Raw genomic sequence first — 24,356 nt, 5'->3', positions numbered from 1 at the left:
ATGTGAACGATCCGAACGCCTGCGACCTAAAACAGTCTCGGTGTACCTACCCAGACGACAACCGATTCCACACGGGCCGTATTGGCCCAGCTATGCGGCACCGTCGATTCGTAGTGCGCGCTGTCTCCGGCGTGCAGCACGAACGTCTTGCCTTCCAGCGTCAGCGACACTTCGCCTGCGATCACGTAGAGAAACTCTTCGCCCGCATGCGTCGTGACTTCCGACCGCTTCTGGCCCGGCGGCATCTTCACGAGGATCGCCTCCAGCTGGCGGCCTCCGGAAAGATTGGTCATCCGGGCAAACAGGTTCGCGGAATCCGCAAACCCGAAAAACTTCAACTGATCGCCGCGACAGACCGAGCGCTCCTCGCTCGGCGTATCGACGAAATACTGCACGGTCACGCCGAGCGCGTGCGCGATGCCCGCCAGCGACGTGATGGAGGGCGACGCAAGGCCGCGTTCGACTTGCGACAGGAACGGCTTCGAGATGCCCGCCGCGCTCGCCGTGTCGTCGAGCGTGCGCTTCAGTCGATGCCTTAGTGCGCGAATCTTGCTGCCCAGCACAAGAGCGGGATCCTTTTTTTCGAGTGTCGAGACCATATCAGGACGAAATCACCCCGTCAAAATTTGTTTGATATAAGTAAATCTTGTTTGATAGCCTTCCGGTCGTTCGCGATCCGTAGTTGCACGCCGACGACCCGGCTTCCCGTTTCTTTTCGAGACCACACTCTATGTTGCCAGAACCCTCCCGTCCAACCGCCAAATGCATGAAAACTTGCGAAATTGGCGGTGTTTTTCCCATCGGATGCGAAGTAATACCCGGAGAGTAAGTGATTCGAACCGATCCGCATAACGCCTGGCGCACACAGGACGCGCTTCCGCGGCGTGTCGATGAGCCGAAAATCATGCCGGGCGTGGATATGCGTTTCGATCTCAGTGGATACCCGGAGTGACGCGCGAGCCGTCGATCCGCAGAATCGCCACCGCTTGCGGACCGTCGAATCTTTCGGTCTGCTTGCGCAAATCCACGCAGTGCAGCGATCCTGCCGCGGCTATTCGACTGGTCGGTCCTACCCGGATCGCCAGTTTCCGAACCAGATGAACGACACCTTCGATTTCGACGCGGCATCACGCAGCGTCCCTCTTCGCGAGATTGCCCGCCGGGCGGTTTCGCGTCTCGCGCGCTCACGGCTGGCCCGTCACGCGATCGTATCGTCGAGCCGGTTCCTGCGACAGCAGCGGGAACCTCGCTGGCTCGCGGCGCAGCGTTGCGCTTTCTCTTCTTCCTGTTCCAGCGTTTCGATGTCCGGATGCGCGTGCGCCACTGCGCACGCCGCTATCTACACATGCACTTGAGGTATACGACGATGAAATCTCCCGTCTCCCAGACCCGATCGTTCTCGACGGTCTTCCTGATCGAAATGTGGGAGCGTTTCGGTTATTACGGCATGGCGGCGCTGCTCGTGCTGTTCATGGTCAACCGGCTCGGCTTCTCCGACAGTCAGGCGAACCTGACGTGGGGCGCGTTCGCGGCGCTCGTCTATGCGGCGCCTTCGATGGGCGGCTGGATCGGCGACCGGATTCTCGGTACGCGCCGCACGATGATCTGCGGCGCGATCGTGCTCGCGGCCGGCTATCTGATGCTTGCGATGCCGACCGATCGTCTCGGTCATATGTATGCGTCGCTCGGCGTGATCATCGTCGGCAACGGTCTCTTCAAGGCGAACGCGGCGAACCTCGTGCGGCGCATCTATGACGGCGACGACGCACGCATCGACAGCGCGTTCACGATCTACTACATGGCCGTCAACATCGGCTCGACGCTGTCGATGCTTGCGACACCGTGGATCAAGGATCACTGGGGATGGCACGCGGCGTTCGGCGTGTGCTGCGCGGGCATGTTGCTCGGCGTGCTGAATGTCCTGCTGCTGCATCGCTCGCTCGCGCACATCGGCTCGGAACCCGACGCCGAACCGGTGCGCTGGAAGCGGCTCGGTGCAGTTGCCGCAGGCGGGGTCGTGCTCGCCGTCGCGACGACTTACGTGCTGCAGCACAAGGCGATCGCCGTCGCCTGCGTGTACCTGGCCGGCGTCGCGATCCTCGCGATCTTCGGCTACATGCTGACCCGCTGCGAACGTTCGGAGCGCGCGGGCCTCGTCGCCGCGCTGATCCTCACGCTGCAGGTGATCCTGTTCTTCGTGTTCTACCAGCAGATGTCGACGTCGCTGACGCTGTTCGCGCTGCGTAACGTCGATCCGCATTTCTCGGTGTTCGGCACGTCGCTATTCTCGTGGAGCGCCGGACAGTTCCAGGCGCTGAATCCGATCTGGATCATGGTGTTGAGCCCGCTGCTCGCGTTGTTGTATACGCGGCTCGCGAAGCGCGGTAACGACGTTTCGGTCGCGGTGAAATACGCGCTCGGTTTCGCGGTGGTGTCGGCGGGCTTCTTTGTCTACGCGCTGAGCGGCCGTTATGCAGTCGATGGACGCGTGTCGTCGTGGTTCATGGTCGGCGGCTACGGACTGTATTCGCTCGGCGAGCTGCTCGTCAGCGGCCTCGGTCTTGCGATGATCGCGCGCTACGTGCCGGTGCGGATGAGCGGCTTCATGATGGGCGCCTACTTCGTCGCGACGGGCGTGTCGCAGTACCTGGGCAGCGTCGTCGCGAACTTTGCGCAGATGCCGTCCGGCGATCTCGATCCGCTGCAATCGCTGACGCTGTACACGAAGCTTTTCGCCGGGCTCGGCTGGCTCGCGGCGCTGGGTGCACTGATTGCCGTGCTGTTGCTGCCGCTGATGCGCCGGCTGTCGCGCGAGCATGAGCGTTGCACAGAAGAGGCGCGGGCCGAAAGCCGTGATCAGATGCGTACGAGCGAACAGCACACGCTGGATACGTCCGGGACGCTGGCCGCAGCCACTGAATGACAGTAAGCTGGCGGACCATCGACTTGTCGTGGTCCGCCGTCATGAAGACACGTTTCGCGCTTTCGTTTTCCCTTTCTCTGTTTGCCACCCTGGCGAGTCTGTGCGTTGCGTTGCCGTCGCATGCGGCCGGGACGTCGTCGCTGACGCTGCAGGGCACCGTCGGCCAGTATCCGGTGGTGATGAAAATCGACGGCAGCGAAGACGCCGACGTCTCTGGCGCCTACTTCTATCGACGCTTTCGCCAGGACATCAATCTGCGTGGCGAGCGCAAGGACTCCGCGCTCACGCTGTCCTCCAGCGACATCGACAACGACGGCAGCAAAGGCGACCGCTTCGCGTTGAAGCAAAGCGCCGACGGCTACAGCGGCACGTTCACGAACGCGAAGGGGACGTCGCTGCCAGTCGTGCTGCACCGGGTCGCGGCGGGATCGGTGCCGATGCCCGCGATGCCCGATGCGGTGCTGAACCCGGACAAGTCGTGGGACGATTACGATCGCCTGAGATTCGACGGCCTGCGCTTCGTGCCGGGCAAGAAGGAAACTGTGGGCGGCAAGTATACGATCCAGTGGCTCACCGAGCCGCTGTCGAAGGTGTCGATGTTCCATGTGATCGACGGCTATCCGCAGCCGGTTATCACGGCGATCAACCGGATCGTCGATCGCGATTTCGGCGGCAATCTGTCGAACTACTTCTCGTGCAGCGGCGGCAACGGCGCGCCCGGCGTCGATTCGATGACCGTCGACAAGCACTACCTGAGCGAGCGTTTCGTCAGCTATGACGTGTCGAGTAGCTGGGACTGCCAGGGCGCGGCGCATCCGGACTTCGGCATCCACGGCACGACGATCGACGCGAAGACGGGCAAGGAACTGCAGATCGACGACGTGCTGCCGTTCGGCAACGGCCCGCGACCGAAGCCCAACACCGACGCGTGGTACACGTATCAGAACAAGGTATTCGGGCCGAACGTCGTCGCGATACTTAAGCGGCTGCATCCGCACGAAATGCAGAAGCCCGCCGACAGCAACGACTGCGACTATTCGGATCCACAGGTCTGGTCGGCTCCGGCGTGGTATCTGTCGGCGCGTGGAATGTACGTCGGCGCGTATTTCGCGCGGGCGCAGAAGAACTGCGATAACCCGGACTGGTCGGTGATCCCGTACAGCGTGTTGCGCACGAAGAACCCGGCGGTGTTTGCGAACTAGCGCGCTCGCCTCTCCGTTTCACGGAGATTAAAACGAAGCGGCCCCAGCATGCACAATGCCGGGGCCGCTTTTTTATCGCGCGGTTTCCCGCGCTCGACGAACCGCTCAACCGTGCGGAATCACCAGCCGTTGACCGACCAGAATCAGATTCGGATTCGGCAGGTTGTTACGCTTCTGGATCTCGACGTAACGCTGCGCGCTGCCCAGCTGGCTCGAAGCGATGACGTTCAGCGTGTCGCCGGCCTTCACGACGTAGGTCTTTTCGTTGCCGCTCGCGGCGGTCGTCGCGATCTGGTTGCTGATGAAGTACTTGCGCAGCAGCGCCAGGTATTCGGGCGACTGCCGCACCTTCGCGATCGCCGAATTCAGGTACACCAGCAGATCGCTGTCGCTCTTGCGCACGCCGATCTTGTACGCGAGGTTCGAGCCGTCGAGCTTGGTCACCGCGAACGTGAGGTCGGTACCGTCGATTTCCGCGACGCCGAACGGGTAGTCGTAGACGATCGCATCGACCTGCCGGTTGTTCAGGAAGTGCGCCATCCACGAACGCTCGCCGTTGATGCTCGCATCCGACAATTCGACGATCTGGCTGTCGGGGAACGACTTCGTGACGAACGCCTTGACGTCCGGATCGCCCTGCAGGATGCCGATTTTCTTGCCGCCGAGATCGGCTGCCGAGTGGACCGGCGAACCCTTGCGCACGATCAGTGAATAGCCGAAGTCGTCGATGTACGGCACTGTGTAGACGACGCCTTTTGGCGAATCGTCGGGGAAGGTCAGGCCGTCCATTGCGACGTCGACGAGCGCGTTGCCCTGGCTGTCGGTCTGCGTGAGCTGTGCAGGCACGGCCGGGTACGTATCGACGCCGTGCGCGGTGTCGACCTTGATCGTGCTGTGATCGCGGGATGTGAATTCCTTCTGCGCGAACAGCAGCTTCGCGAAGTCGACGTTGAAACCCTGCGCCTTGCCGTCGACTTCCGAATAGAACGGCCGCGACGGATTCTCGACGCTCACGCGGACCACGCCGTTCGTCACGATCGACTTCAGCGTGTTCTTGTCCGGCACGAAGCCGTCGACCGCGACGGACTGCACGACCTTCGGTGCGGCGGTGCTGTTGCTGTTGCTACTGCTGTTGTCGCTGCTGGAATTCGCCGGGCTGCTGGAGCTGGTCTGCGCAGGCGACTGGAAGTTGCGCAGCAGGCCGCCCTGGTAGATCAGCCATCCCGCAACGAGAACGATCAGAAAGAGTGCCGAGCCGAGTATTTTTTTCATCGTATTGGATACGGAGGTTGGACTGTCGGAATCGCCGTGCAGGCGCTTACTGCTTCGAGGCGATCGGTGTCGGCAGCGCGGTCTGCGATGCGGTGCCGCCAGGAACGGCCGCCTGGGCCTGCTGGACTTCCGGGTTCTCCATCAGCGACGTTTCCATTTCGGAGAACGCCTTGTTGACCGAGTTCGTCACGGCGTCGATGGCCGCGTCGGTCTTGATCTGCTCGAACGTGTTGCTCGTCTGCATGCCGGCGATCTTGTTCATCCGCTGCGCCGATTGCGACATGTCCCACAGCGCTTTCGCGCGGTCGATCGCATTCGAGAAATTCTGCAGTTCCGCCTGCACCTGCTTGTAGCGCGCCTCGCGATACGTGAGCAGCTTGGTCATCGTCGCGAGCTGCGATTCGAAGCGGTCGGCGTCGTCCGGATACTGCTTCTTGAACTGCGCGGTCTTGGCCGCGAAGTTGGAGACCTCGGTGCGGAAGCTCGTGATGCTGTCCTTGAATTTCTGCGCCGCCTGTTCTTTTTCGGCCAGCTGGTTGTAAAGCGTCTCGATCGGATTCGTGCCGGCCTCGTTCACCATCATCTTGACCTTCTGATTCGCGAATTTCATCGCGAGGACTGGCGCGAAGTTAATCGCCGCGAGCCCAATGACCCCCGCCACGATCAGACCGACCAGACCCTTGACCAGCAGAATCACGAGCGGCGCAACGACAATAAGGGATAAACCAATAATTCCCCACTTGATGAGTTTGACCTTGCCCTGGTTCGTGCCGGTGCTGGCGGTCGTCATATTTTTGGACATACGAAATACCCCTGTGACATTTATACGAGCTGAACGGTAAAGCCTGATGTGAGACTGACTGATCAATCGATAAAACGAAGACGAAATCCGGTCGTACAAAAACAACTGATGGGCGAGTGTCGCTACGGCGCGTGCGGCGGGCGTCCGGCCGTGCGCCATATTAAAACGAATTCAGGTGGATTTTGACTGCCCGGCGGTATGTGCCGTCTGTGGCGGATTGCTTTCAGTGGAATGCGCGGCAATCTGGAACGTCCCTTTTCGGGCGGCGCGAATAGCGCTGCCCGCATTAATCCCGACGCTTCGACGATTGGACACAAGGCAGCGAGGCTGTCTTCTGTTTCGATCATGATTTAACGTTTTCGCGCATAAAGGCTCCGAAAATACTACACCTGTCGGGCCATAAAAGCGGCATTTCGGCGGCGAAAACTTGGGATAGAAAAAGCGGATCGGCGGGGCAGGTTCGACAGGCGTCGCGGCTGCGGGGAAAGCGGTAAGAGAAGCGAGGCGCCGCAGCGGTGTCGGCGCCTGAAAACTGATCGGTCTGTCCCGTCAGGCGGGCATCTTGCGGAACGACACCGCGAGCCGGTTCCAGCCGTTGATCGCGATGATCAGCAGCGTGAGATCGGTGATCTCCTGCTCGGTGAAATGCGGCTTGACCGCTTCCCACACGTCGTCGGGCACGTGCGTCTGCGAGATCAGCGTGACCGCTTCGGTCCATTCGAGTGCGGCGCGTTCGCGGTCGGTGAAGAACGGCGTTTCGCGCCACACGGTGACTGCAGTGAGCCGGCGTTCGGTTTCGCCGCCCTTGCGTGCGTCGGCGGCGTGCATGTCCACGCAGAACGCGCAGCCGTTCAGCTGCGATGCGCGCAGGCGGACCAGTTCCGCTAACGGCTTCTCGATGCTGTTTTTGCTGACCTTTTCCTCGAGCGCCAGCATGGCCTTCGTGACGTCCGGGTTGGCCTTGTAGAAATCGAGACGTTGTTGCATGACCTGCTCCTGTTGAAGATGCCCATTCGCGGGCGACGGAATCAAGCTTAGGCCGTATAGTGGTCTCGTGAAATAGCCATTTTCTGAATATTTGAGGTAACCAGTTCAAATGGACATTCATCTCGCGATCGAAGGGCGGCACGATCTCGCCGGACAGATCTACCGGCAGTTGCGGGCGGGGATCGTCGAGGGGCGGCTCGCGGGCGGCACGCGTTTACCGTCGACGCGCGATCTTGCTGGCCGGCTCGGCGTGTCCCGCAAGACGACCCTCGACGTGTTCGAGCGACTGCTCGCCGAAGGTTATCTGGTGTCGCGTGCGGGGGCCGGCACGTTCGTCGCGGAAGGACTCGGCCGGCTGCCTGCCGGAAGCTCTGCGCAGGCCCGTGCGGCCGCTGCGGCGCGTTCGCAGTCGAAGCCGCGCGCGAAGGCGTTGCCGGTCTGGGACGCGTTGCTACGCGCGCCTCCGATGCCGCAGCCGGACACGGAAGGGCGCTACGACTTTATCGGCGGCGTGACGGACAAGACGCTGTTTCCGTTCGACGCATGGCGCCGCTGCGTGAATCACGCGTTGCGCGTGCAGACGCGCGGTCGCGGCATGTATCGCGAGACTGCCGGCGAGCAGGATCTGCGGCTCGCGGTGTCGCGTTATCTGGCGTTCAGTCGCGCGGTGCCCGGCAACTGGGAGGACGTGTTCGTCACGCAGGGCGCGCAGCACGCGCTCGATCTGATTGCGCGCATCACGTTGCGTCCTGGCGATGTCGCGGCAGTCGAAGATCCGGGTTATCCGCCGGCACGCGACTGCTTCGCGGCACTCGGCGCGAAAGTGGTCGCGGTGCCGGTCGACGCGCAGGGGCTCATCGTTTCGAAGTTGCCGAAGCGCGCGCGGCTCGTGTACGTGACGCCGTCGCATCAGTTTCCGCTCGGCATGCCGATGAGTCTCGAGCGCCGCGTCGAACTGCTCGAGTGGGCGCAGCAGCATGGTGCGCTGATCGTCGAAGACGACTACGACTGCGAATACCGCTTCGAAGGCCGCGCGATGGAGCCGCTGAAAAGCCTCGATCGCGCCGGACTCGTCGCCTACGTCGGCACGTTTTCGAAGACGATGCTGCCCGAGCTGCGCATGGGCTACGTCGTGCCGCCCGCGACGCTGCTTGCGCCGTTGCGCAAGGCGCGTCAGGTCGGCGACTGGCACGGCTGCACGCTGACGCAGACGGCGCTCGCACGCTTCATCCTCGATGGACACTTCGCGAAGCATCTGCGCCGGATGCACAAGATTTACGCGACACGTCGCACGCGTTTGCTCGAGCATCTGCGCGGCGACCTGGCGCCGTGGTTCGAACCGATCGCGCCGCATGCCGGCATTCACCTCGCCGCGCGTCTGACGGTGCCGCTCGACGAAGCGACGCTCATCGCTGCCGCGCGCGATGCGTCGATCTGTCTCTATGGGCTGACGCCGTTTTACGTGCGCGCGCCGCCGCGTCCGGGCTTGCTGTTCGGCTACGGCGGGATTGCTGCCGACGATATCGACGCGGCGCTCGGCCGGCTCGCGCAACTGATGCCTGCGCTCGTACGCCGGTGAAAACTGCGTGACCGGTTGCAATGCTCGGGTCGTGCAGCCGGCCGACAGTCATATCCGCGATCAGGCATGGATGGGCGCGACGGCTTCGGATCGACAGTCGCTTCTTTGCCGCGCGTTCGCGATCGTCGATCGCGGCGGCAAATCGTCACGCCGGGTACCGAGCACGGATATCAGTCGCGATTGAAGGAATGCAACGCGACCCGAAGTCAGTCGGTAGATCGTAAAAAGCCCATTTTTCATGGGCTTTTTGACAGGATGGGTAACGACGCGCGACATCGAGCGAGCAGAGCGAACCCACGTTTACCCCTTAAAACAGGCATCGAAATGCGTCAGGGAGTCTGCGCCACGCAACAAACCGGGTTTTCGAACACAAAAGATTCGCGCGAAACGCCGCAGCGCTTGTAGAATCCGGCGTTGAAGCGTGCGCATACCGTGTGCGCTTCGTGCATTTCACTGACCACTACAGGTAGGAGAAACATGCCGACTTCCGCAAAAAAGGTGGCCAAGAAGGCCGCTCCTGCAGCTACCAAAAAGGTTGCTGCGAAGAAAGCAACTGCGCCGAAAGCCGCAGCTAAGAAGGTCGCCGTGAAGGCGTCCGGCGCACTGTCGCCGATCAAGGACACCTTCACGAAGGCCTCGCTGGCTGCTCACGTCGCAGAACGCGCTGGTGTTGAACCGAAGGCTGCCAAGGCCATCCTGGCTGCGCTCGAAGATACGATCCTCGGCGCGGTGCACAAGAAGGGTGCTGGCGAATTCACGCTGTCCGGTCTGCTGAAGATCGTCGCGCAACAAGTGCCGGCGAAGAAGAAGCGCTTCGGCAAGGACCCGTTCACGGGTGAAGAGCGCTGGTTCCCGGCCAAGCCGGCTAGCGTGCGCATCAAGGCACGTGCGCTGAAGAAGCTGAAGGACGCAGCGGCTGCCTGAACGGACGGATGAATGTCGCCGCTTCATGCGTCGGCCTTCATTCACTGCCGGCAGTACGCGATCCCCGCGGGTGTAGCCCGCGGGGATTTTTTATTGATGCTCGATATTGAGTGGCGCGATGAAGCGTGTGACACGGTGCCGGCTTTTTGCATGAACCGGCGTTGCAGCAGACGCGCGCCGGCTTCGACCGACGCGGCCGCATTACAATAACGCGTCTTTTCTCACCGGATGAACCCATGACTTACTGTGTTGCCATGTGCGTCGACGACGGCCTCGTGTTCCTGTCGGATACACGGACCAATGCGGGCGTCGATCACATCAGCACGGCGCGCAAGATGGCCGTCTTCGAGCAGCCCGGCGAGCGCGTGCTCGTGTTGCTCTGTGCGGGCAATCTGTCGCTGACCCAGGCAGTGCTGCATCAACTCGACGAGCCGTCAGACGACGGTCGCCCGACGCTGTGGAGCGTCGCCACGATGGCGGATGCGGCGCGCGTCGTCGGCGATGCGGTGCGTGCGATTCATCAGCGTGAAGCGGCGGCGCTGCAGGAGTTCGGTGTCGACTTCAACTGCAGTTTCATTCTCGGCGGGCAGATCGGTGTCGACGGCGACAGGCCGCACGCGCCGCAGCTTTTCATGATCTACGCGGCGGGCAATTTCATCGAGGCGTCGACGGTGTGCCCGTACTTCCAGATCGGCGAATCGAAGTACGGCAAGCCGATCATCGATCGCGTGCTCACGCCGACTACACCACTCGACGAGGCCGCGAAGTGCGCGCTGATTTCGATGGATTCGACGCTGCGCTCGAATCTGTCGGTGGGGCTGCCGCTCGATCTGCTGGTCTACGAAACGGATGCGCTGCGCGTGACGCGCTTCGTGTCGATCGATCACGACAACGCGTATTACGCGATGATCCATCGCACGTGGGGCGAGCGGCTGCGTCAGATCTTCGGCGAGATTCCCGATCCCGACTGGCGCGACGCGGCGCCTGTGCCGCTGCCGCAGCGCGATCGTGGGCCGGTGACGTATCGTGGGCCCGGCGCGACGACGTCCAGCGCCGCTGACGCGATGCCCGAGCAGACGCTTGCGCAGGCTGCGCAGCAGAAGGCTCGGCGGTAGCTACGCGGGCACGTTGGCTTCCAACGTGCCCAGCGGCCCTCACAATCCATTCGCGCAAATAAAAAAAGCCAGCCTTCGGCTTGCGCCTCAGGCTGGCTTTGCTGCAGCTCGATACTTCAGCCGCAGACGCGATGCTTAGAACTTGTGGCGGATGCCCAGGCTGACGATTTCCGAACCCGTCGAGTTCGAATCCGTGCCGTAGTCGGCGATCGAAGCACCTGCACCGACCACACCGTTTGCCGTACGCTGGCTGCCGCTCGCGTGCTGATACGCGCCGACCAGGTACAGGTCGGTACGCTTCGACAGCGAGTAGTCGCCGCCCAGCGAGATCTGATGGTAGGTCGCGTTCGTATCGCCGTTGCCGTGCGTGTACGTGTAGCCCAGACCCAGCAGCATAGCCGGCGTCAGCTGATAACCGACGTAGCCAGCGCCAACGTTGAACTTCTCGGTACCGCCGAATGCCGATGCTGCATCCGACTTGTACTGAGCGTTGCTGTAACGCACGTTGAACGTGAGCGGACCCGTGACGTACTGAACTGCCAGCGATGCGATGCCGATCGACTTGGCCGTCTGGTATGCGTTGTTGATCTGGCTGTCGAACGTGCCGTCCGACGTGCTGTTCCAGCCGGTGCGCAGGACTGACGAATTGTTGTTGTCCATGCGGATGTAGCCGGCTGCAACGCTGAACGGACCCGTTGCATACGTTGCCGCACCCGACCACGTCTGGTTCGAGCCCGTCTGGCCTGCGACGCCGCCCAGCGCGTACATGCCTTCGAACTGGAAGCCACCGAATACCGGCGACGTGTACTTGACTGCGTTGTTCGTACGCGAGCTGTTGTCGTTGTTGTCGACGTCGCCCGGGGTCGTGAACGTGCTGCCGAAGTAGTTATCTGCCGTCAGCGGTTGGACCATGTCGACCAGCGGGTCATATTGACGACCCAAGGTCACCGTACCGTACGCATCGTGCGTCAAACCGACGTACGCCTGACGGCCGAACATGCGGCCACCTTGACCGAGCTTGCCGTTGTTCGGATTGAAGCCGTTTTCCAACTGGAAGATTGCCTTCAGGCCGCCACCCAGATCTTCGGTGCCCTTCAGGCCCCAACGGCTGCCTTGCAGGTTGCCCGAATAGAGCTGGTACAGGTTGTTGTTGTTGAGGTCAGCGTGATGCACATACTGAATCGACTCGTCGATCAAGCCGTACAGTGTGACGCTGCTTTGCGCATGTGCCGCGCCGGTGACGCCCAGGAGGGCCAGCGAGAGGGTAGATAGTGCGATTCGTTTCATCCATTTCTCCACGCAGATGATTGGTTTCGTTGTTGCGAAAAGGAGAATAACGCAGTGTGTCCAACTGTAAGAACCGAAAAAAAATCATTGTCTCCAAAATGTGACAAGCGGCGCTAAGCCTTGTCTATCAAGACTTTTGGTGACTATTTCTAATTTCACAATATTGCATCGCCAATTTCGCATTATTGTTGTTTTGTTGGTGGTGATGACCGCAATCCTTGCTGATATGGCGTGCTACTGAAAGTAGGGCGTAATGCACTTGTCCAGTCGCTGGGCAATCGAACCGTGGCTTTTGATGCGTTTTTAGCCACCTGGTCGCGACTGTCGAAAGAAGCACTGGACAGGCGGCTTGAACGGGACTAGGTCGCCGGATGGGAGCGTCAGCGGTCGTCGTTGGCTGCGGCGCGGTTTGATCCGCTTTCGCCATTTTCGCCGTTGCGCCGGCCAGCCACTGTGGTCACGAAGAGCGCCGCGCCGGCTGCAAGCAGCAGCGAGCCCCACGGATGTCGCTTGACGTAGCGATCGGCGGCTACGGCTTTGCGGCCGGCCTGCACGAGCGTGGCGGCCGCGGCTCGCGTTGCCTGGTTTTCCACGCGGACGACCGTGCGGCCGAAACGGACTGCGCCGTTTGTCGCCACGCGCTGTGAGGTTCGCGGCGACACCGGGACGGACGGTGCTGCATCGCGCAACGGCTGTGTCGATGTCGTCGGTGCGGGTGATGGATCTGCGGCGAGGGTCGCGGGTTCGTCGAGACGACGTGGCGCCTGGGTCACGACCGTCGATGCCGCAAGAACCGACGCGAGCTTCGCGCGGCTGCCGGGTGGCGGCTCATTGTCCTGTAGGCCCCACGCGCCGCGCGGATCGTGCATCCGTCCGCGCGCGGCGGAGAATTCGGCACCGAGCAGCAGCACCGCCGCCGAGAAGTACAACCACATCAACAACACAGCCAGCGACCCAGCGGCGCCGAACGAATTCGCCATGCCCGCGTGCGCGAGATAGAGCGCGAACAGTTTCTTGCCGGCAGAAAACAGCACGGCCGCAACGAGACCGCCGACCATCGCGTCCTGCCAGCGGACGATCGCATCGGGCAGAAACTTTAGGAGTGCCGCGAACGCGATTGCGAGCACGAACAGGCCGACGATCAACTGCAACACGTTGCCGATGATCACGTACGGCGAGTTGCCCCACAGCCACTGACCGATGAACGTGATCGCGGTATCGAGCACGAGCGACACGATCAGCAGGAACGCGACGCCCAGCACGAGGCTGAACGAGATCAGCCGCACGCGCACGAGCGCGACGACACTCGATGCGCGCGGCCGCACCGGTGGCCATACCATGTTGAGTGCGCTGTTCAGCGACGAGAACGTCGCCGACGCGCCGATCGCGAGCATCGCGAACGAAATGATCGCTGCGATGCCGCCTGCGTTACCGCTGCGATGGGCGTTTTCGATAATCGTCGAAATGCCGGCGGCCGCTTCGTTGCCGAGCACGCCATGCACCTGGCGGAACAGTTCGCCGCGCGCTGCTTCGGCGCCGAAGAACCAGCCGGCGACGGCGATCACCATCACGAGTGTCGGCGCAAGCGAGAACGCCGCATAGAACGCGATGCCCGCGGCCATCGCCGCACATCGGTTGTCGGAGAATTGCCGGAGCGCGCCGACGGCCCACGATGCCTGCCTGCGGGCCGCTGTCTGCAGCTTGTCGGATGAGAGCGTGTCCATGGTGATTTTCCCGTCGGGGTCGTGACGCCTGTCGGCGGCGAGTCAGCCTGCGTAGCGCAAGCACCATGCCTGTCGAACTATAGCAAGTGCGGTTGCGCGCGGTGTCCTTTACACCGTATCGACGCAGGTCACGCCTCTGGTCCCGCGAACACATCGGCGCATAGTTGCCGTCCTGCATCGGTGAGGCATGCGGTGCCGGTACCGTCTTCGGTGAACGTCGTATCGACGATACCGCCGTCGACGAGCGCGGTCAGCTGACGCCGCAGGCCGCTCATCGGCAATCCCGCCTGCTTCGCCAGTTTGGCGAGCGACCATGCCTTGCCCGGCGTTTCCTGTTCCGCGCGCCATAGCTGCGCGAGTATCGCGACGAGGGCGGGGTCGACTGTGTCGTTCATTGTGTCTCCTTACTCGGGCATCGGTGTTCAGCCCACCTGCGCCGCCAGTTCCCCAAGCGTCCTCAACGCACTCTCGATCTCGGTCGTCCAAGGGTAGCTGTAATTCAACCGGATGAAATGACGAAAATCGTTGCGCGTCGAGAACATGTAGCCGGGCCCGATCGTGATGCCGCGCGCGAGCGCTGCCTGATAGAGCCGCATCGAATCGACACGCGGCGGCAGTTCGACCCACAGCACATATCCGCCTTGCGGCGATGACGTGCGCGTACCGTCGGGAAAGAATCGCTGCACCATCGCTGCCATCAGCCGCGCCTGCTGACGATAGATCTTGCGCACATGCCGCAGATGCCGGTCGTAGCCATCCTGCCGCAGATAGTCCGCGATCGCCACCTGCGGCACGGACGGCGTCGTCAACGTATTGAGAAACTTCAGCTTCTCGACCTGCGCGCGATAGCGGCCAGGCATGGCCCAGCCGATCCGGTACGACGCCGTCAGGCTCTTCGAGAACGACGCGCAATGCAAGACAAGTCCGCGTGTGTCGAAGTTCTTCAGTGTCGAGGGACGCGCGTCGCCGAAATAGAGCTCCTGGTACACGTCGTTTTCGATGACCGGAATCTCGTGCGCGGCGAGCAGCTCGACGAGCCGTCGTTTGCGTTCGTCGGGCATCTGGAAACCGAGTGGATTCTGGAAATTCGGCATCACCATGCACGCGGCGATTTTCCGTTTATCGATGATCTGTGCGAGCACGTCGAGATCGATGCCGTCGACGGGATGCGTCGGCACTTCGATCGCGCGCATCCCGAGCCGTTCGATCGCGTGCAGCATCGCGTAGTAGGTCGGCGATTCGACGGCAACGGTGTCGCCTGGTTTCGCCACCGCTTGCAGGCTCAGGTTGATCGCTTCGGTTGCGCCGACCGTGATGATGATTTCGTCGGGATCGACGGGGACGCCGTTTTCCGCGTAACGCCGCGCGATCTGACGGATCAGTTCGGGATTGCCGGGCGGCAGATCGTTGATCAGGTTCCAGCTCGCATGGCGTCGTGCGATCGCGTTCGCGTACTGGTTGATCTTGCGCCAGGGGAACAGCGACGCGTCCGGGTACGGCGAGCCGAGCGGCAGCGCATCGCGGCTGCCGATGCTGCGCAGCGTGGACAGCACGAGCCGGCTTACGTCGACTTCCGCCGCGACCGCCGGCGTCTGCGCGGCAGGCGGGTGCGCGCTGCGCGGCCGCGGCTGTTCGCGCACGAAGTAGCCGGACTGAGGCCGGGTCTCGACGATGCCGCGACTTTCCAGCAACGCATACGCGCGCAGCACGGTCTTGATGCTGACGTCGTGTTGCTGGCTCGCCTGACGGACCGACGGAATCCGCTCGCCGGCCGCGAACACGCCGCGCTGCACGGCGGCTTCGATTTCGTCGGCGAGCTGTTCGTAGAGTTTCACGGGATCCGATGGCGAGAGAAGAACAGCACTGAGTGTAGGCCAGATCGGCGCAACTGTACTCCTCGGATTTCACATTTTCTGTGTGCCGGGTGAGTTTTGGAACACAGTAGGATGGATCCATCGACACAGCGCACCCATCGTTTCAGTAAATCACCATGAAGAAGCCCGAAGCCCGGATCGAACCGTACACGCAACCTGCCGGCGGATGGGGTGCACTGAAGTACGTCGCGGTCAACCTGATCAAGGAGAAGGTCGCAGGCGGCAACTACCGCACGCTGCTCGCGCAGAATCAGCCGGACGGCTTCGATTGCCCCGGCTGCGCGTGGCCCGACCGCGAACATGCATCGACGTTCGAGTTCTGCGAAAACGGCGTGAAAGCAGTGGCCGCCGAGGCGACCGGCAAGCGCGTGACGCCTGCGTTCTTCGAAGCGCACACGGTCGCGGAGCTGATGGCGCAATCGGACTTCGAGCTCGAACAGCATGGCCGCCTGACCGATCCGCTCGTCTACGATGCGGCGCGTGATCGCTACGTGCCGATCGAATGGGACGATGCGTTCGCGCTGATCGCAAAGCATCTGAATGCGCTCGACGATCCCGATCGCGCCGCGTTCTACACGTCGGGCCGCGCGAGCAACGAGGCCGCGTTCCTGTACCAGCTGTTCGTGCGGATGTACGGCACCAACAATTTCCCCGATTGCTCGAACATGTGTCACGAGGCGACGAGTCGTGGCCTGCCGCACACGGTGGGTGTCGGCAAGGGCACGGTAACGCTCGACGATTTCGAGCACGCCGACACGCTGCTGCTGTTCGGCCAGAACCCGGCGACCAACCATCCGCGGATGCTCGGCGAACTACGCGAATGTGCGAAGCGCGGCGCGACCATCGTGTCGATCAATCCGTTGAAAGAGCGCGGCCTCGAACGCTTCGCGAGCCCGCAGCATCCGGTCGAAATGCTGACGATGAGCAGCACGAAGATCAGCTCGGTGTTCATCCGGCCGAAGGTCGGCGGCGATTTTGCGCTGATCAAGGGCGTCGCGAAACGCGTGATCGAGCTCGACGACGAAGCGCGCGTGTCGGGCCTCGAGCGTGTGCTCGACGTCGCGTTCATCGCGGAGCATACGGTCGGCTTCGATGCCTTCGCCGACGATCTGCGCGCGGAAAGCTGGGACACGATCGTCGCGGAATCGGGCGTGCCGTTCGACGACGTGCTGAAGCTCGCCGACATCTATGTGCGTGGCCGCGCGGTGATCTCGACCTGGGGCATGGGGCTCACGCAGCACAAGAATTCGGTACCGACGGTGCAACTGCTGTCGAACCTGATGATGATGCGCGGCAATATCGGTCGGCTCGGCGCGGGGCTGTGCCCGGTGCGCGGCCATTCGAACGTGCAGGGCGACCGCACCGTGGGCATCGAGGAGCAGCCGACCGACGCGTTCCTCGACGCGCTCGGCGCCGCGTACGATTTCGAGCCGCCGCGCGAGCACGGTCTCGACGTCGTGAACACGATTCAGGCGATGCTCGAGCGCAAGGTGAAGGTGTTCATCGGCCTGGGCGGCAATTTCTCGATTGCGACGCCCGACACGCCGCGCACGTGGGACGCGATGCGTTCGTGCGACCTCACCGTGCACATCACGACGAAGCTGAACCGCAGCCATCTCGTGCACGGTCGCGACGCACTGATTCTGCCGACGCTCGGCCGTACCGAGATCGATCTGCAGGACGGGATCGCGCAGGGCGTGAGCGTCGAGGACTCGATGAGCATGGTGCACATCTCGTACGGGATGAACCGGCCCGCGTCGCCAAACCTGCTGTCGGAAATCGCGATCGTCGCGCGGATGGCGCAGGCGACGCTCGGCAGCGCGAAGGTCGACTGGCGGGCGCACGAAAAGAACTACGCGTTGATTCGCGACGGCATCGCGAAAGTAATCGACGGCTTCCACGATTACAACGAGCGCCTGAAGCAACGCGGTGGCTTCCATCTCGGCGTCGCATCGCGCGACCGGATCTGGAAGACGCCGAGCGGCAAGGCGCAGTTCCTCGTGCACGCGATCGCCGTCGATACGCCGATCCACCGCGCGCGCAACCGTCACGGCGAGCGTCTGATGACGCTGATGACAACCCGTTCGCACGATCAGTACAACACGACGATCTACGGTCTCGACGATCGCTATCGCGGCGTGTTCGGTCAGCGTCGCGTGTTGTTCGCGAATCGCGAGGACATTGCTATGCTCGGCTTCGTCGCGGGGCAGCGCGTCGACATCACGAGCGTGTGGGACGACGGCGTCGAGCGTCGCGTCGACGGCTTCCTGCTCGTCGAATACGACATTCCGCGCGGTTGTCTCGGTGCGTATTACCCGGAGACGAATCCGCTCGTACCGCTCGAATCGGTCGCCGACGGTGCCGGTACGCCGACGTCGAAATCGATTCCCGTGTTGTTGTCGGCAGCGGTCGAGGCGGTCGCCGCCTGAGTCGCGAGAAAGCGGTTTGAAGGGAGCGAAAGGCCGCTGTGAAGCGGCCTTTTTGCATTGCGTGCGTAGCACTTCGCCCTACGAGAAAGGCCGATGCGAGGGTCGATGTGGGCATTTGCTCATACCTTGAACATTTTATAGATGAAAACAATTCTCATTTGCGATATACTCGTTAGTCATATATAAGATTTCAGTTCGCGTTCCGTAAGAAGGGCGAGCCAATCTAAGAAAAGCGCCGCCCAGATTCCGTTAGCGCCCTGGGACGGACAATTCGACCAACCCGTTTTCGTCAACATGTCTGTTTCCCGTTTCCTTTCGCCGGTTCATCCGACGAAACTCGCGGCCAGCCGGCTCGCGATCAGCACTGCCATCTCTCTTGCCTTCGGCTATTCGATTCCCGCTCTGGCGCAGTCCACCACGACCGATCCCGCACCCGGCGCCGTGCTGCCCGCCGTCAAGGTGCAGGCGACCGCGGTCGAACTGCCCGGCGATCTCGCGCCGACCTATGCCGGTGGCCAGGTCGCGCGAGGTGCCGACTTCGGCGTACTCGGCAAGCAGAAAACGATCGATGTGCCGTTCAGCATGACCACCTACACGTCGAAGCTGATCGAAGATCAGCAGGCCGAAACGCTCGGCGACGTGCTGGACAACGATGCAGCGGTGCGCGTGTCGTCCGGTTACGGCAATTTCTCGCAGGTCTTCGTGATTCGCGGCTTCGTGCTGCAGGGCGACGATGTGTCGTTGAACGGTCTCTACGGCATTACTCCGCGTCAGCTCGTGTCGACCGAGGCGCTCGAGCGCGTCGATGTGTTCAAGGGCGCGAATGCGTTTCTGAACGGCGCGTCGCCGTCGGGCTCGGCGATTGGCGGCGGCGTGAATCTGCAGCTCAAGCGCGCAGACGACAAGCCGCTCACGCGTGTCACCGTCGACGGCAGCGGCTCCGGCCAGCTCGGCGCACGCGTCGACATCGGGCGCCGCTTCGGCAGCGAAGGGCAATTCGGCATTCGCGTGAACCAGGCGAACCGCGATGGCGAAACCAGCATCGACGGCGAACATCGACGCAACGACACGACCGCCGTGTCGCTCGACTGGCGCGGCGAGAAGCTGCGTCTGTACGGCGATTTTCTTTATCAGCGGCAACGGGTCGACGATGGACGGCCGGTGGTCTACGTGACCGGCAGCCAGATTCCGGCGGTGCCGTCGGCGACGCACAACTACGCGCAGTCGTGGTCGTTCAGCGATCTGGAGGACACGGTCGGCATCGTGCGCGCCGAATACGATTTTCTGCCGGCATGGACCGCTTACGTCGCGGGCGGCACACGCCACACGAACGAGCATGGCGATTACGCGTCGCCGACCTACAACGGCGCAGCCGGCACGACGACGCTGTCGCGGCTCGGCGTACCGCACAAGGAAGATGCGGTCAGCGGCGAAGTAGGCGTACGCGGGCATTTCGCGACGGGGCCGGTGACGCACATGGTCGCGGCTGGTGCATCGATCACGCGTATCGACAGCCGCTCTGCCTATACATTGTCAGGCACGGTCGCGACCGATCTTTACAACACGCCGAACCTGCCGCGTCCTGCCGACAAATACGTCGGAGGCGATCTCGGCGATCCCGGTACGACGTCGTTGACGCTGATGCGCAGCGTCGCGGTATCGGACACGCTCGGCTTCCTGCACGATCGTGTGCTGTTCACGATCGGCGCGCGCCATCAATCGATCCATCAGAACGGCTTCGACTACGCCGGCGTGCAGAACGCGAACTACGACGACAGCGTCACGACGCCGCTCTTCGGGTTGGTCGTGAAGGCGTCGGAGAATCTCGCGTTCTTCGCGAACCGGACTGAAGCGCTCGCGAGAGGGGCCGCAGCGCCGTCGACCGCGCTCAACTACGGCCAGACGCTCGCACCGTATCGCTCGAAGCAATACGAAGTCGGCGTGAAGTACGACACGCAGCGCCTTGGCGCATCGTTTGCCGCGTATCAGATCGAGCAGCCGTCGGCCTATACCGACAGCACGACGCGCATCTTCGCGGCGAACGGCAACGAGCGGCATCGCGGACTCGAGGCGGAAGTGCACGGCGAACCGTACAAGGGTGTGCGACTGCTGGCGGGCGCGTCGTACATCAACGGCGAACTGCTCGACACGGCCGGCGGCGCGACGAACGGCAACCGGCCGATCGGTGTGCCGACCTTCCAGTTCAATCTCGGTGCGGAATACGACGTGCCGGTGCTGACCGGTCTCACGCTGACCGCGCGCTGGATTCACACCGGATCGCAATACCTCGACGCCGCGAACACTGCGTCGATTCCGGCATGGGATCGCGTCGACCTCGGCGTGCGCTACAAGACTGCGTTGTTCGGCCGCGAGACGACGTTCCGCGCAAGCGTGCGTAACGTCGCGAACAAAGGGTACTGGTCGTCGACGGCGGGCGGCTATCTGACGGAAGGTGCGCCGCGTACGTTCCTGCTTTCGATGACGACCGACTTCTAGAGCCAGTTGTTGCCAGAAAAAAAGCCGCCGGCTGCGAAGCCGGCGGCTTTTTTATTGAATGCACGACGACGCTACGACGCGCTACGTTCGCCCTCTGCATTCACCGTATCGATACCGGCCCGCTGCGGACGCCGCGACCACACGCTATCGGTATGACCCGACGCAACCCGCTGCGCGGTCTTGCGCCACATCCACGCAAAACACAGCGCACCGAGTGCCGCACCGATGTCGACCCCAAGCGCATCGACGCTCGCGGAACCCCACAAACCCGTCGATGGCGCGAGCCACCCCAGCAAACTCGCACACGGAATCAAAGCAGTCGCGAGCGTCGCAAGCGCGAGCAGTTCGACCGACGCACGCGCTGCGCCACGCAGCAACGCCCAGCCGATGCTCGCGAGAAACACGCTGTAGTAGATGCCGATATGCCACGCATGCAGATCGCCGACGCGGCCGCTCAACAGCTTGCCGGCCGCGAGCGTCGCCGAGATGCCGACGACGCATCCGAGCGTCACACCGACGGTCAGCGCGGCCATCACGAACGTCGCGCGTCGCTGCGATACCGGCAGGCCGTCGCGTCGCGCGGCCTTGCGGCGGCTCTCGATCCACAGCAGGTTGCCCGAGTAAAACAGGAACGCGCCCGCGAGGCCGAGCAGGAAGTAACTCCAGCGAATCGGACTGCCGCCGTAGCTGCCGAAATGCAGCGCGTAGAACGCGCTCGTCGCGGCAGACCACGTGTTGCCGTTGCCTTCACCCGGCAGGAATTCGGCGTTCAGGAACTGTCCGTTCGCGGGGTTCATCAGCGCGAAGCCGCCGGAGCGCGCGAGAAAATGCGGATCGTCGCCGCCAACGAACACCGTCGCACCGGGTTCGCCTGCATGACGATACGAGAGCGTCGCCGGAACGAAATGCGGCGCACGCGCATGCACGCTGTCGAGCAACGCGGGCACGGAGACGCGCGCTGTTGCAACGGAGGCATCGTTCGTAGCCGGCGCTTTCGCGAAGAACGGATTCTGCTCGACCATCATCGGCTGCAGCTTGCCGCTATAGATGACCTTGTTCTGCACGTCGTAGATGTTGTCCTTCAGACCGAATGCGACCACCGACAACGCCATCACGACATGAAACGGCAAACTCAGGATGCCGATCGTGTTGTGCGCGTCGAGCCACATGCGCTTCAGGTTTTTCCCGATACGCAGCGCAAACAGATCCTTGACGAGCGTCGGCAGCAACACGATTACGCCGGAGACCAGCGCGAGCCCGTAGAGCATCGACACGACGCCCATCACGCCCATTCCGACCGCGTAGCTGCCGGGCACGCCGGCGGTCATGTGCAGTACGTCGATGAAACGCGCGGCATCCGACGGACGGCTCGGCTGTGCAAACAGATGGCCCGCATCGTCGAACGATGCGCTCCAGCGCTCGCCCGGTTTCGGTTGCCACGTGAGGCGGGCGCCGCCGTCTTCGAGCGCGAGCGTGAACTGCCGGCGCGCAGCAGGATGAGCCGCGAGCGTCGCGTCGATCAGCGCATCCACGCGATCGAGCGGCGCCGCATGCGCGCGCGTTTGCGGCGGCGTGGTCCACACGGTGAGCGAATCCTTGAACATCGTGATCGCGCCCGCGTAGAACGCGATGAAAAGCAGCAGCCCGGCGACAATGCCGGTCCACGTATGCACGCTTTTGTAGACGCGAAGAACCTCGCTACGCATATCGGGTGGGCCCTTCGAGAAGAATCAGGAGATGATGATGTGCCGGCAAGCGGCCACGACTGCAAACGCAGCGACGTTCGCCGCGCCGAGCCACCCGCACGCGCGCAGGCCGCTGCGAAACATGAAGCTGCCCGCGATGACTGCGATCCACACCGGCGGCACGAGCCACATCGCGACCTGAAACTTGTTCGGCATCGCGAGGCCGCCCGGCGACAGACACGCGAGCAACGCGCTCGCGGCAATGCCAAGACCGAAACCGCCCACGGTGCCTGCCAGCGTTTTGGTCAGCCAGTCGCGTTCGATCGACGCAGCGCGCGTCACCGCGCCGGCTCCTGCATCGAGCCACGCAAGGTTTGACGCGTGCTGAACCTGCGTCGTTCGATCAGCACGCCGAGCAGCGGACACGCGACAAACGTGGCCATCATCGTCGAGACGACGAGCGACAGCGACGTGGCCGGATGCAGCGCATCCGCGCCGGTCGCGAACGCGGCGATCGAAAATACGGCGGCGGCAATGCGGCTTGGACGGGCGCGCCACGGCGCGCGGAACCAGCGCTGATGAGGGGCGCTGAAATAGAACAGCAGCGCACCGGCGAGTGCCGATGCGACGATCAACAGGTCTTTCATGATCCGGCGGACGCGCGGGGCGTCGAGAACGGCAGGCGTCTTAATGAGAATCATTATCATACACGGGAATCGCATCGCCGCGACGGAAAACCGCCTGTGGCGATGCGATTACGTGATGGATGCTGCCGGCCGGATCGTTCGTTGGTTACGCTGCGGTTGCCGCGATATCCCCGCCCAACCCACGACGCGCAAGATTGCGATACAGCGCGCGCACGCCGAAGGTCCACGGTTCGATCTGCGTCGATAGCCGCACGGTGTTGACGAGTGCGCCGAGCGTCGGCGTCGAGATCGTCACGACGTCGCCGAGATGATGGGTGAAACCACCGCCCGGCGTGTCGCGATCCTTGATCGGCGAGAACATCGTGCCGAGGAACAGCATGAAGCCGTCGGGATACTGATGATGCGCGCCGCAGGTCTGCTGCACCAGATCCTCGGGATCGCGGCTGATCTCGCTCATGTGGCTCACGCCGTCGAGCACGAAGCCGTCGTCGATACCGTCGATGCGCAGCGACACGCTCGCGGTGCGCACCGAGTCGAGTGTGAATGCGCCGTCGAACAGCCGCACGAACGGTCCGATCGAGCACGAGCCGTTGTTGTCCTTCGCCTTGCCGAGCAGCAGTGCGGAACGGCCTTCGATGTCGCGCAGGTTCACGTCGTTGCCGAGCGTCGCGCCGACGGTTTCGCCACGGCTGTTCACCGCGAGCACGATCTCGGGCTCGGGGTTGTTCCATTGCGACGTCGGATAAAGACCGACATTCGCACCGAAGCCAACCGACGACATCGGCTGCGCCTTCGAAAACACTTCGGCATCCGGGCCGATGCCGACTTCCATGTATTGCGACCACGCACCGCGCCGCTGCAATTCTTCCTTGAGCTTCGCGGCTGCTTCCGAACCCGGTTTGATTTTCGACAGATCGGCGCCGATCAGTTGATTGATCATCGCACGGGTCTCGTCGGCCTTTGCTGCGTCGCCGCCCGCGTGCTCTTCGATCACGCGCTCGAGCAGGCTCACCGCGAACGTCACGCCGCATGCCTTGATCGCCTGCACGTCGCACGGTGCGAGCAGACGCGGTGCACGCGACGGCACGGCGGCGGGCGTCGCTGCATCGAGCGCCGCGTGTAGCAGCGCGTCGGCGGGACCGAGCGATTCGCCGGGCGCGTGACGCGCGACCTCGACCGCATCGGGACGATCGAACAGATCGGCGGTGGTCGGCGCGACGTGCGTGATGTCGAATGCTTCGCCATGTCGCACGACGATCACCGCCGGACCGTCGGCGGGTGCCGGACGCCACACGCGTCCGATCAGCAGTGCGTCGTCGAGATCGGCGGGAAGGTGGGCGAGAACGGAAGGCGTGGGCATGGCAAGGTGTCTCCGGGGATCGGTATGAGTAGCGAATCGGACTAGCCTAG

The 24,356-nt window shown here is 62.9% G+C and carries 19 protein-coding genes; 7 read left to right on the top strand and 12 right to left on the bottom strand.

The window, feature by feature from the left end; all coding sequences use genetic code 11:
- Positions 1 to 26: 26 nt before the first annotated feature.
- Entirely contained in the window at positions 27 to 599 is a 573-nt protein-coding gene (locus tag E1748_RS05855) for a cupin domain-containing protein (RefSeq protein ID WP_133646183.1), read from the bottom strand.
- Positions 600 to 1,366: 767 nt separating this feature from the next.
- Between E1748_RS05855 and E1748_RS05850 the strand changes: the two genes are divergently transcribed.
- On the top strand, positions 1,367 to 2,923 hold the full coding sequence (locus tag E1748_RS05850) for a peptide MFS transporter (protein ID WP_133646182.1): 1,557 nt from the start codon (positions 1,367 to 1,369) through the stop codon (positions 2,921 to 2,923).
- Positions 2,924 to 2,964: 41 nt separating this feature from the next.
- Positions 2,965 to 4,125, top strand: coding sequence for a hypothetical protein (locus E1748_RS05845; RefSeq protein WP_133646181.1), 1,161 nt, complete (start codon positions 2,965 to 2,967; stop codon positions 4,123 to 4,125).
- Between the two features lie 105 nt (positions 4,126 to 4,230).
- Here the strand turns inward: E1748_RS05845 and E1748_RS05840 are convergent, their stop codons facing one another.
- From E1748_RS05840 to E1748_RS05830, 3 genes are all read right to left on the bottom strand, one after another.
- Positions 4,231 to 5,397, bottom strand: a complete 1,167-nt coding sequence (locus tag E1748_RS05840) for a transporter substrate-binding domain-containing protein (protein WP_133646180.1) — start codon at positions 5,395 to 5,397, stop codon at positions 4,231 to 4,233.
- Between the two features lie 46 nt (positions 5,398 to 5,443).
- Positions 5,444 to 6,199 (bottom strand): hypothetical protein, encoded by a 756-nt coding sequence (locus E1748_RS05835; protein ID WP_205965196.1) that lies wholly within the window; start codon positions 6,197 to 6,199, stop codon positions 5,444 to 5,446.
- A 549-nt stretch (positions 6,200 to 6,748) separates the two neighbouring features.
- Entirely contained in the window at positions 6,749 to 7,186 is a 438-nt protein-coding gene (locus tag E1748_RS05830; protein WP_133646179.1) for a carboxymuconolactone decarboxylase family protein, read from the bottom strand.
- A gap of 109 nt (positions 7,187 to 7,295) precedes the next feature.
- On the opposite strand from E1748_RS05830, the gene pdxR reads away from it, so the two are divergent.
- From pdxR to E1748_RS05815, 3 genes are all read left to right on the top strand, one after another.
- Entirely contained in the window at positions 7,296 to 8,765 is a 1,470-nt protein-coding gene (gene pdxR / locus E1748_RS05825) for a MocR-like pyridoxine biosynthesis transcription factor PdxR (RefSeq protein ID WP_133646178.1), read from the top strand.
- Between the two features lie 477 nt (positions 8,766 to 9,242).
- The gene (locus E1748_RS05820) at positions 9,243 to 9,689 is read left to right on the top strand and encodes an HU family DNA-binding protein (RefSeq protein WP_133646177.1); all 447 of its coding nucleotides are present in this window, start codon (positions 9,243 to 9,245) and stop codon (positions 9,687 to 9,689) included.
- Between the two features lie 236 nt (positions 9,690 to 9,925).
- Positions 9,926 to 10,804, top strand: a complete 879-nt coding sequence (locus E1748_RS05815; RefSeq protein ID WP_133646176.1) for a proteasome-type protease — start codon at positions 9,926 to 9,928, stop codon at positions 10,802 to 10,804.
- Positions 10,805 to 10,939: 135 nt separating this feature from the next.
- Here E1748_RS05815 and E1748_RS05810 read toward each other — a convergent pair whose 3' ends face one another.
- From E1748_RS05810 to E1748_RS05795, 4 genes are all read right to left on the bottom strand, one after another.
- The gene (locus E1748_RS05810) at positions 10,940 to 12,091 is read right to left on the bottom strand and encodes a porin (RefSeq protein ID WP_133646175.1); all 1,152 of its coding nucleotides are present in this window, start codon (positions 12,089 to 12,091) and stop codon (positions 10,940 to 10,942) included.
- A 380-nt stretch (positions 12,092 to 12,471) separates the two neighbouring features.
- On the bottom strand, positions 12,472 to 13,821 hold the full coding sequence (locus tag E1748_RS05805) for a YihY/virulence factor BrkB family protein (protein ID WP_133646174.1): 1,350 nt from the start codon (positions 13,819 to 13,821) through the stop codon (positions 12,472 to 12,474).
- A gap of 122 nt (positions 13,822 to 13,943) precedes the next feature.
- Positions 13,944 to 14,210, bottom strand: a complete 267-nt coding sequence (locus E1748_RS05800; RefSeq protein WP_133646173.1) for a helix-turn-helix domain-containing protein — start codon at positions 14,208 to 14,210, stop codon at positions 13,944 to 13,946.
- A gap of 27 nt (positions 14,211 to 14,237) precedes the next feature.
- Positions 14,238 to 15,650 carry an aminotransferase-like domain-containing protein gene (locus tag E1748_RS05795; RefSeq protein ID WP_133646172.1) on the bottom strand — a complete coding sequence of 471 codons (1,413 nt, stop codon included), beginning with the start codon at positions 15,648 to 15,650 and terminating at the stop codon, positions 14,238 to 14,240.
- A gap of 155 nt (positions 15,651 to 15,805) precedes the next feature.
- Here E1748_RS05795 and E1748_RS05790 point away from each other — a divergent pair, with 155 nt between their 5' ends.
- Together E1748_RS05790 and E1748_RS05785 are read left to right on the top strand one after the other, a co-directional pair.
- A complete protein-coding gene (locus E1748_RS05790; RefSeq protein ID WP_133646171.1) occupies positions 15,806 to 18,118 on the top strand; it encodes an FdhF/YdeP family oxidoreductase in 2,313 nt (770 codons plus the stop codon).
- Positions 18,119 to 18,412: 294 nt separating this feature from the next.
- Positions 18,413 to 20,614 (top strand): TonB-dependent receptor, encoded by a 2,202-nt coding sequence (locus E1748_RS05785; RefSeq protein WP_133646170.1) that lies wholly within the window; start codon positions 18,413 to 18,415, stop codon positions 20,612 to 20,614.
- 71 nt (positions 20,615 to 20,685) lie between these two features.
- Here the strand turns inward: E1748_RS05785 and E1748_RS05780 are convergent, their stop codons facing one another.
- The 4 genes from E1748_RS05780 to E1748_RS05765 form a co-directional block, all read right to left on the bottom strand.
- Entirely contained in the window at positions 20,686 to 22,320 is a 1,635-nt protein-coding gene (locus tag E1748_RS05780) for a PepSY-associated TM helix domain-containing protein (RefSeq protein ID WP_133646169.1), read from the bottom strand.
- A gap of 24 nt (positions 22,321 to 22,344) precedes the next feature.
- On the bottom strand, positions 22,345 to 22,641 hold the full coding sequence (locus E1748_RS05775; RefSeq protein WP_133646168.1) for a hypothetical protein: 297 nt from the start codon (positions 22,639 to 22,641) through the stop codon (positions 22,345 to 22,347).
- Entirely contained in the window at positions 22,638 to 23,000 is a 363-nt protein-coding gene (locus E1748_RS05770; RefSeq protein WP_133646167.1) for a hypothetical protein, read from the bottom strand. Before E1748_RS05770 ends, E1748_RS05775 begins: the two co-directional genes overlap by 4 nt.
- A 91-nt stretch (positions 23,001 to 23,091) precedes the next feature.
- A complete protein-coding gene (locus tag E1748_RS05765; protein WP_133646166.1) occupies positions 23,092 to 24,306 on the bottom strand; it encodes a fumarylacetoacetate hydrolase family protein in 1,215 nt (404 codons plus the stop codon).
- Positions 24,307 to 24,356 lie beyond the last annotated feature (50 nt).

Origin of the sequence: Paraburkholderia flava, from assembly GCF_004359985.1 — a bacterium.
Lineage (GTDB): Bacteria > Pseudomonadota > Gammaproteobacteria > Burkholderiales > Burkholderiaceae > Paraburkholderia > Paraburkholderia flava.
This window is presented reverse-complemented; position numbering and strand designations above follow the sequence as displayed.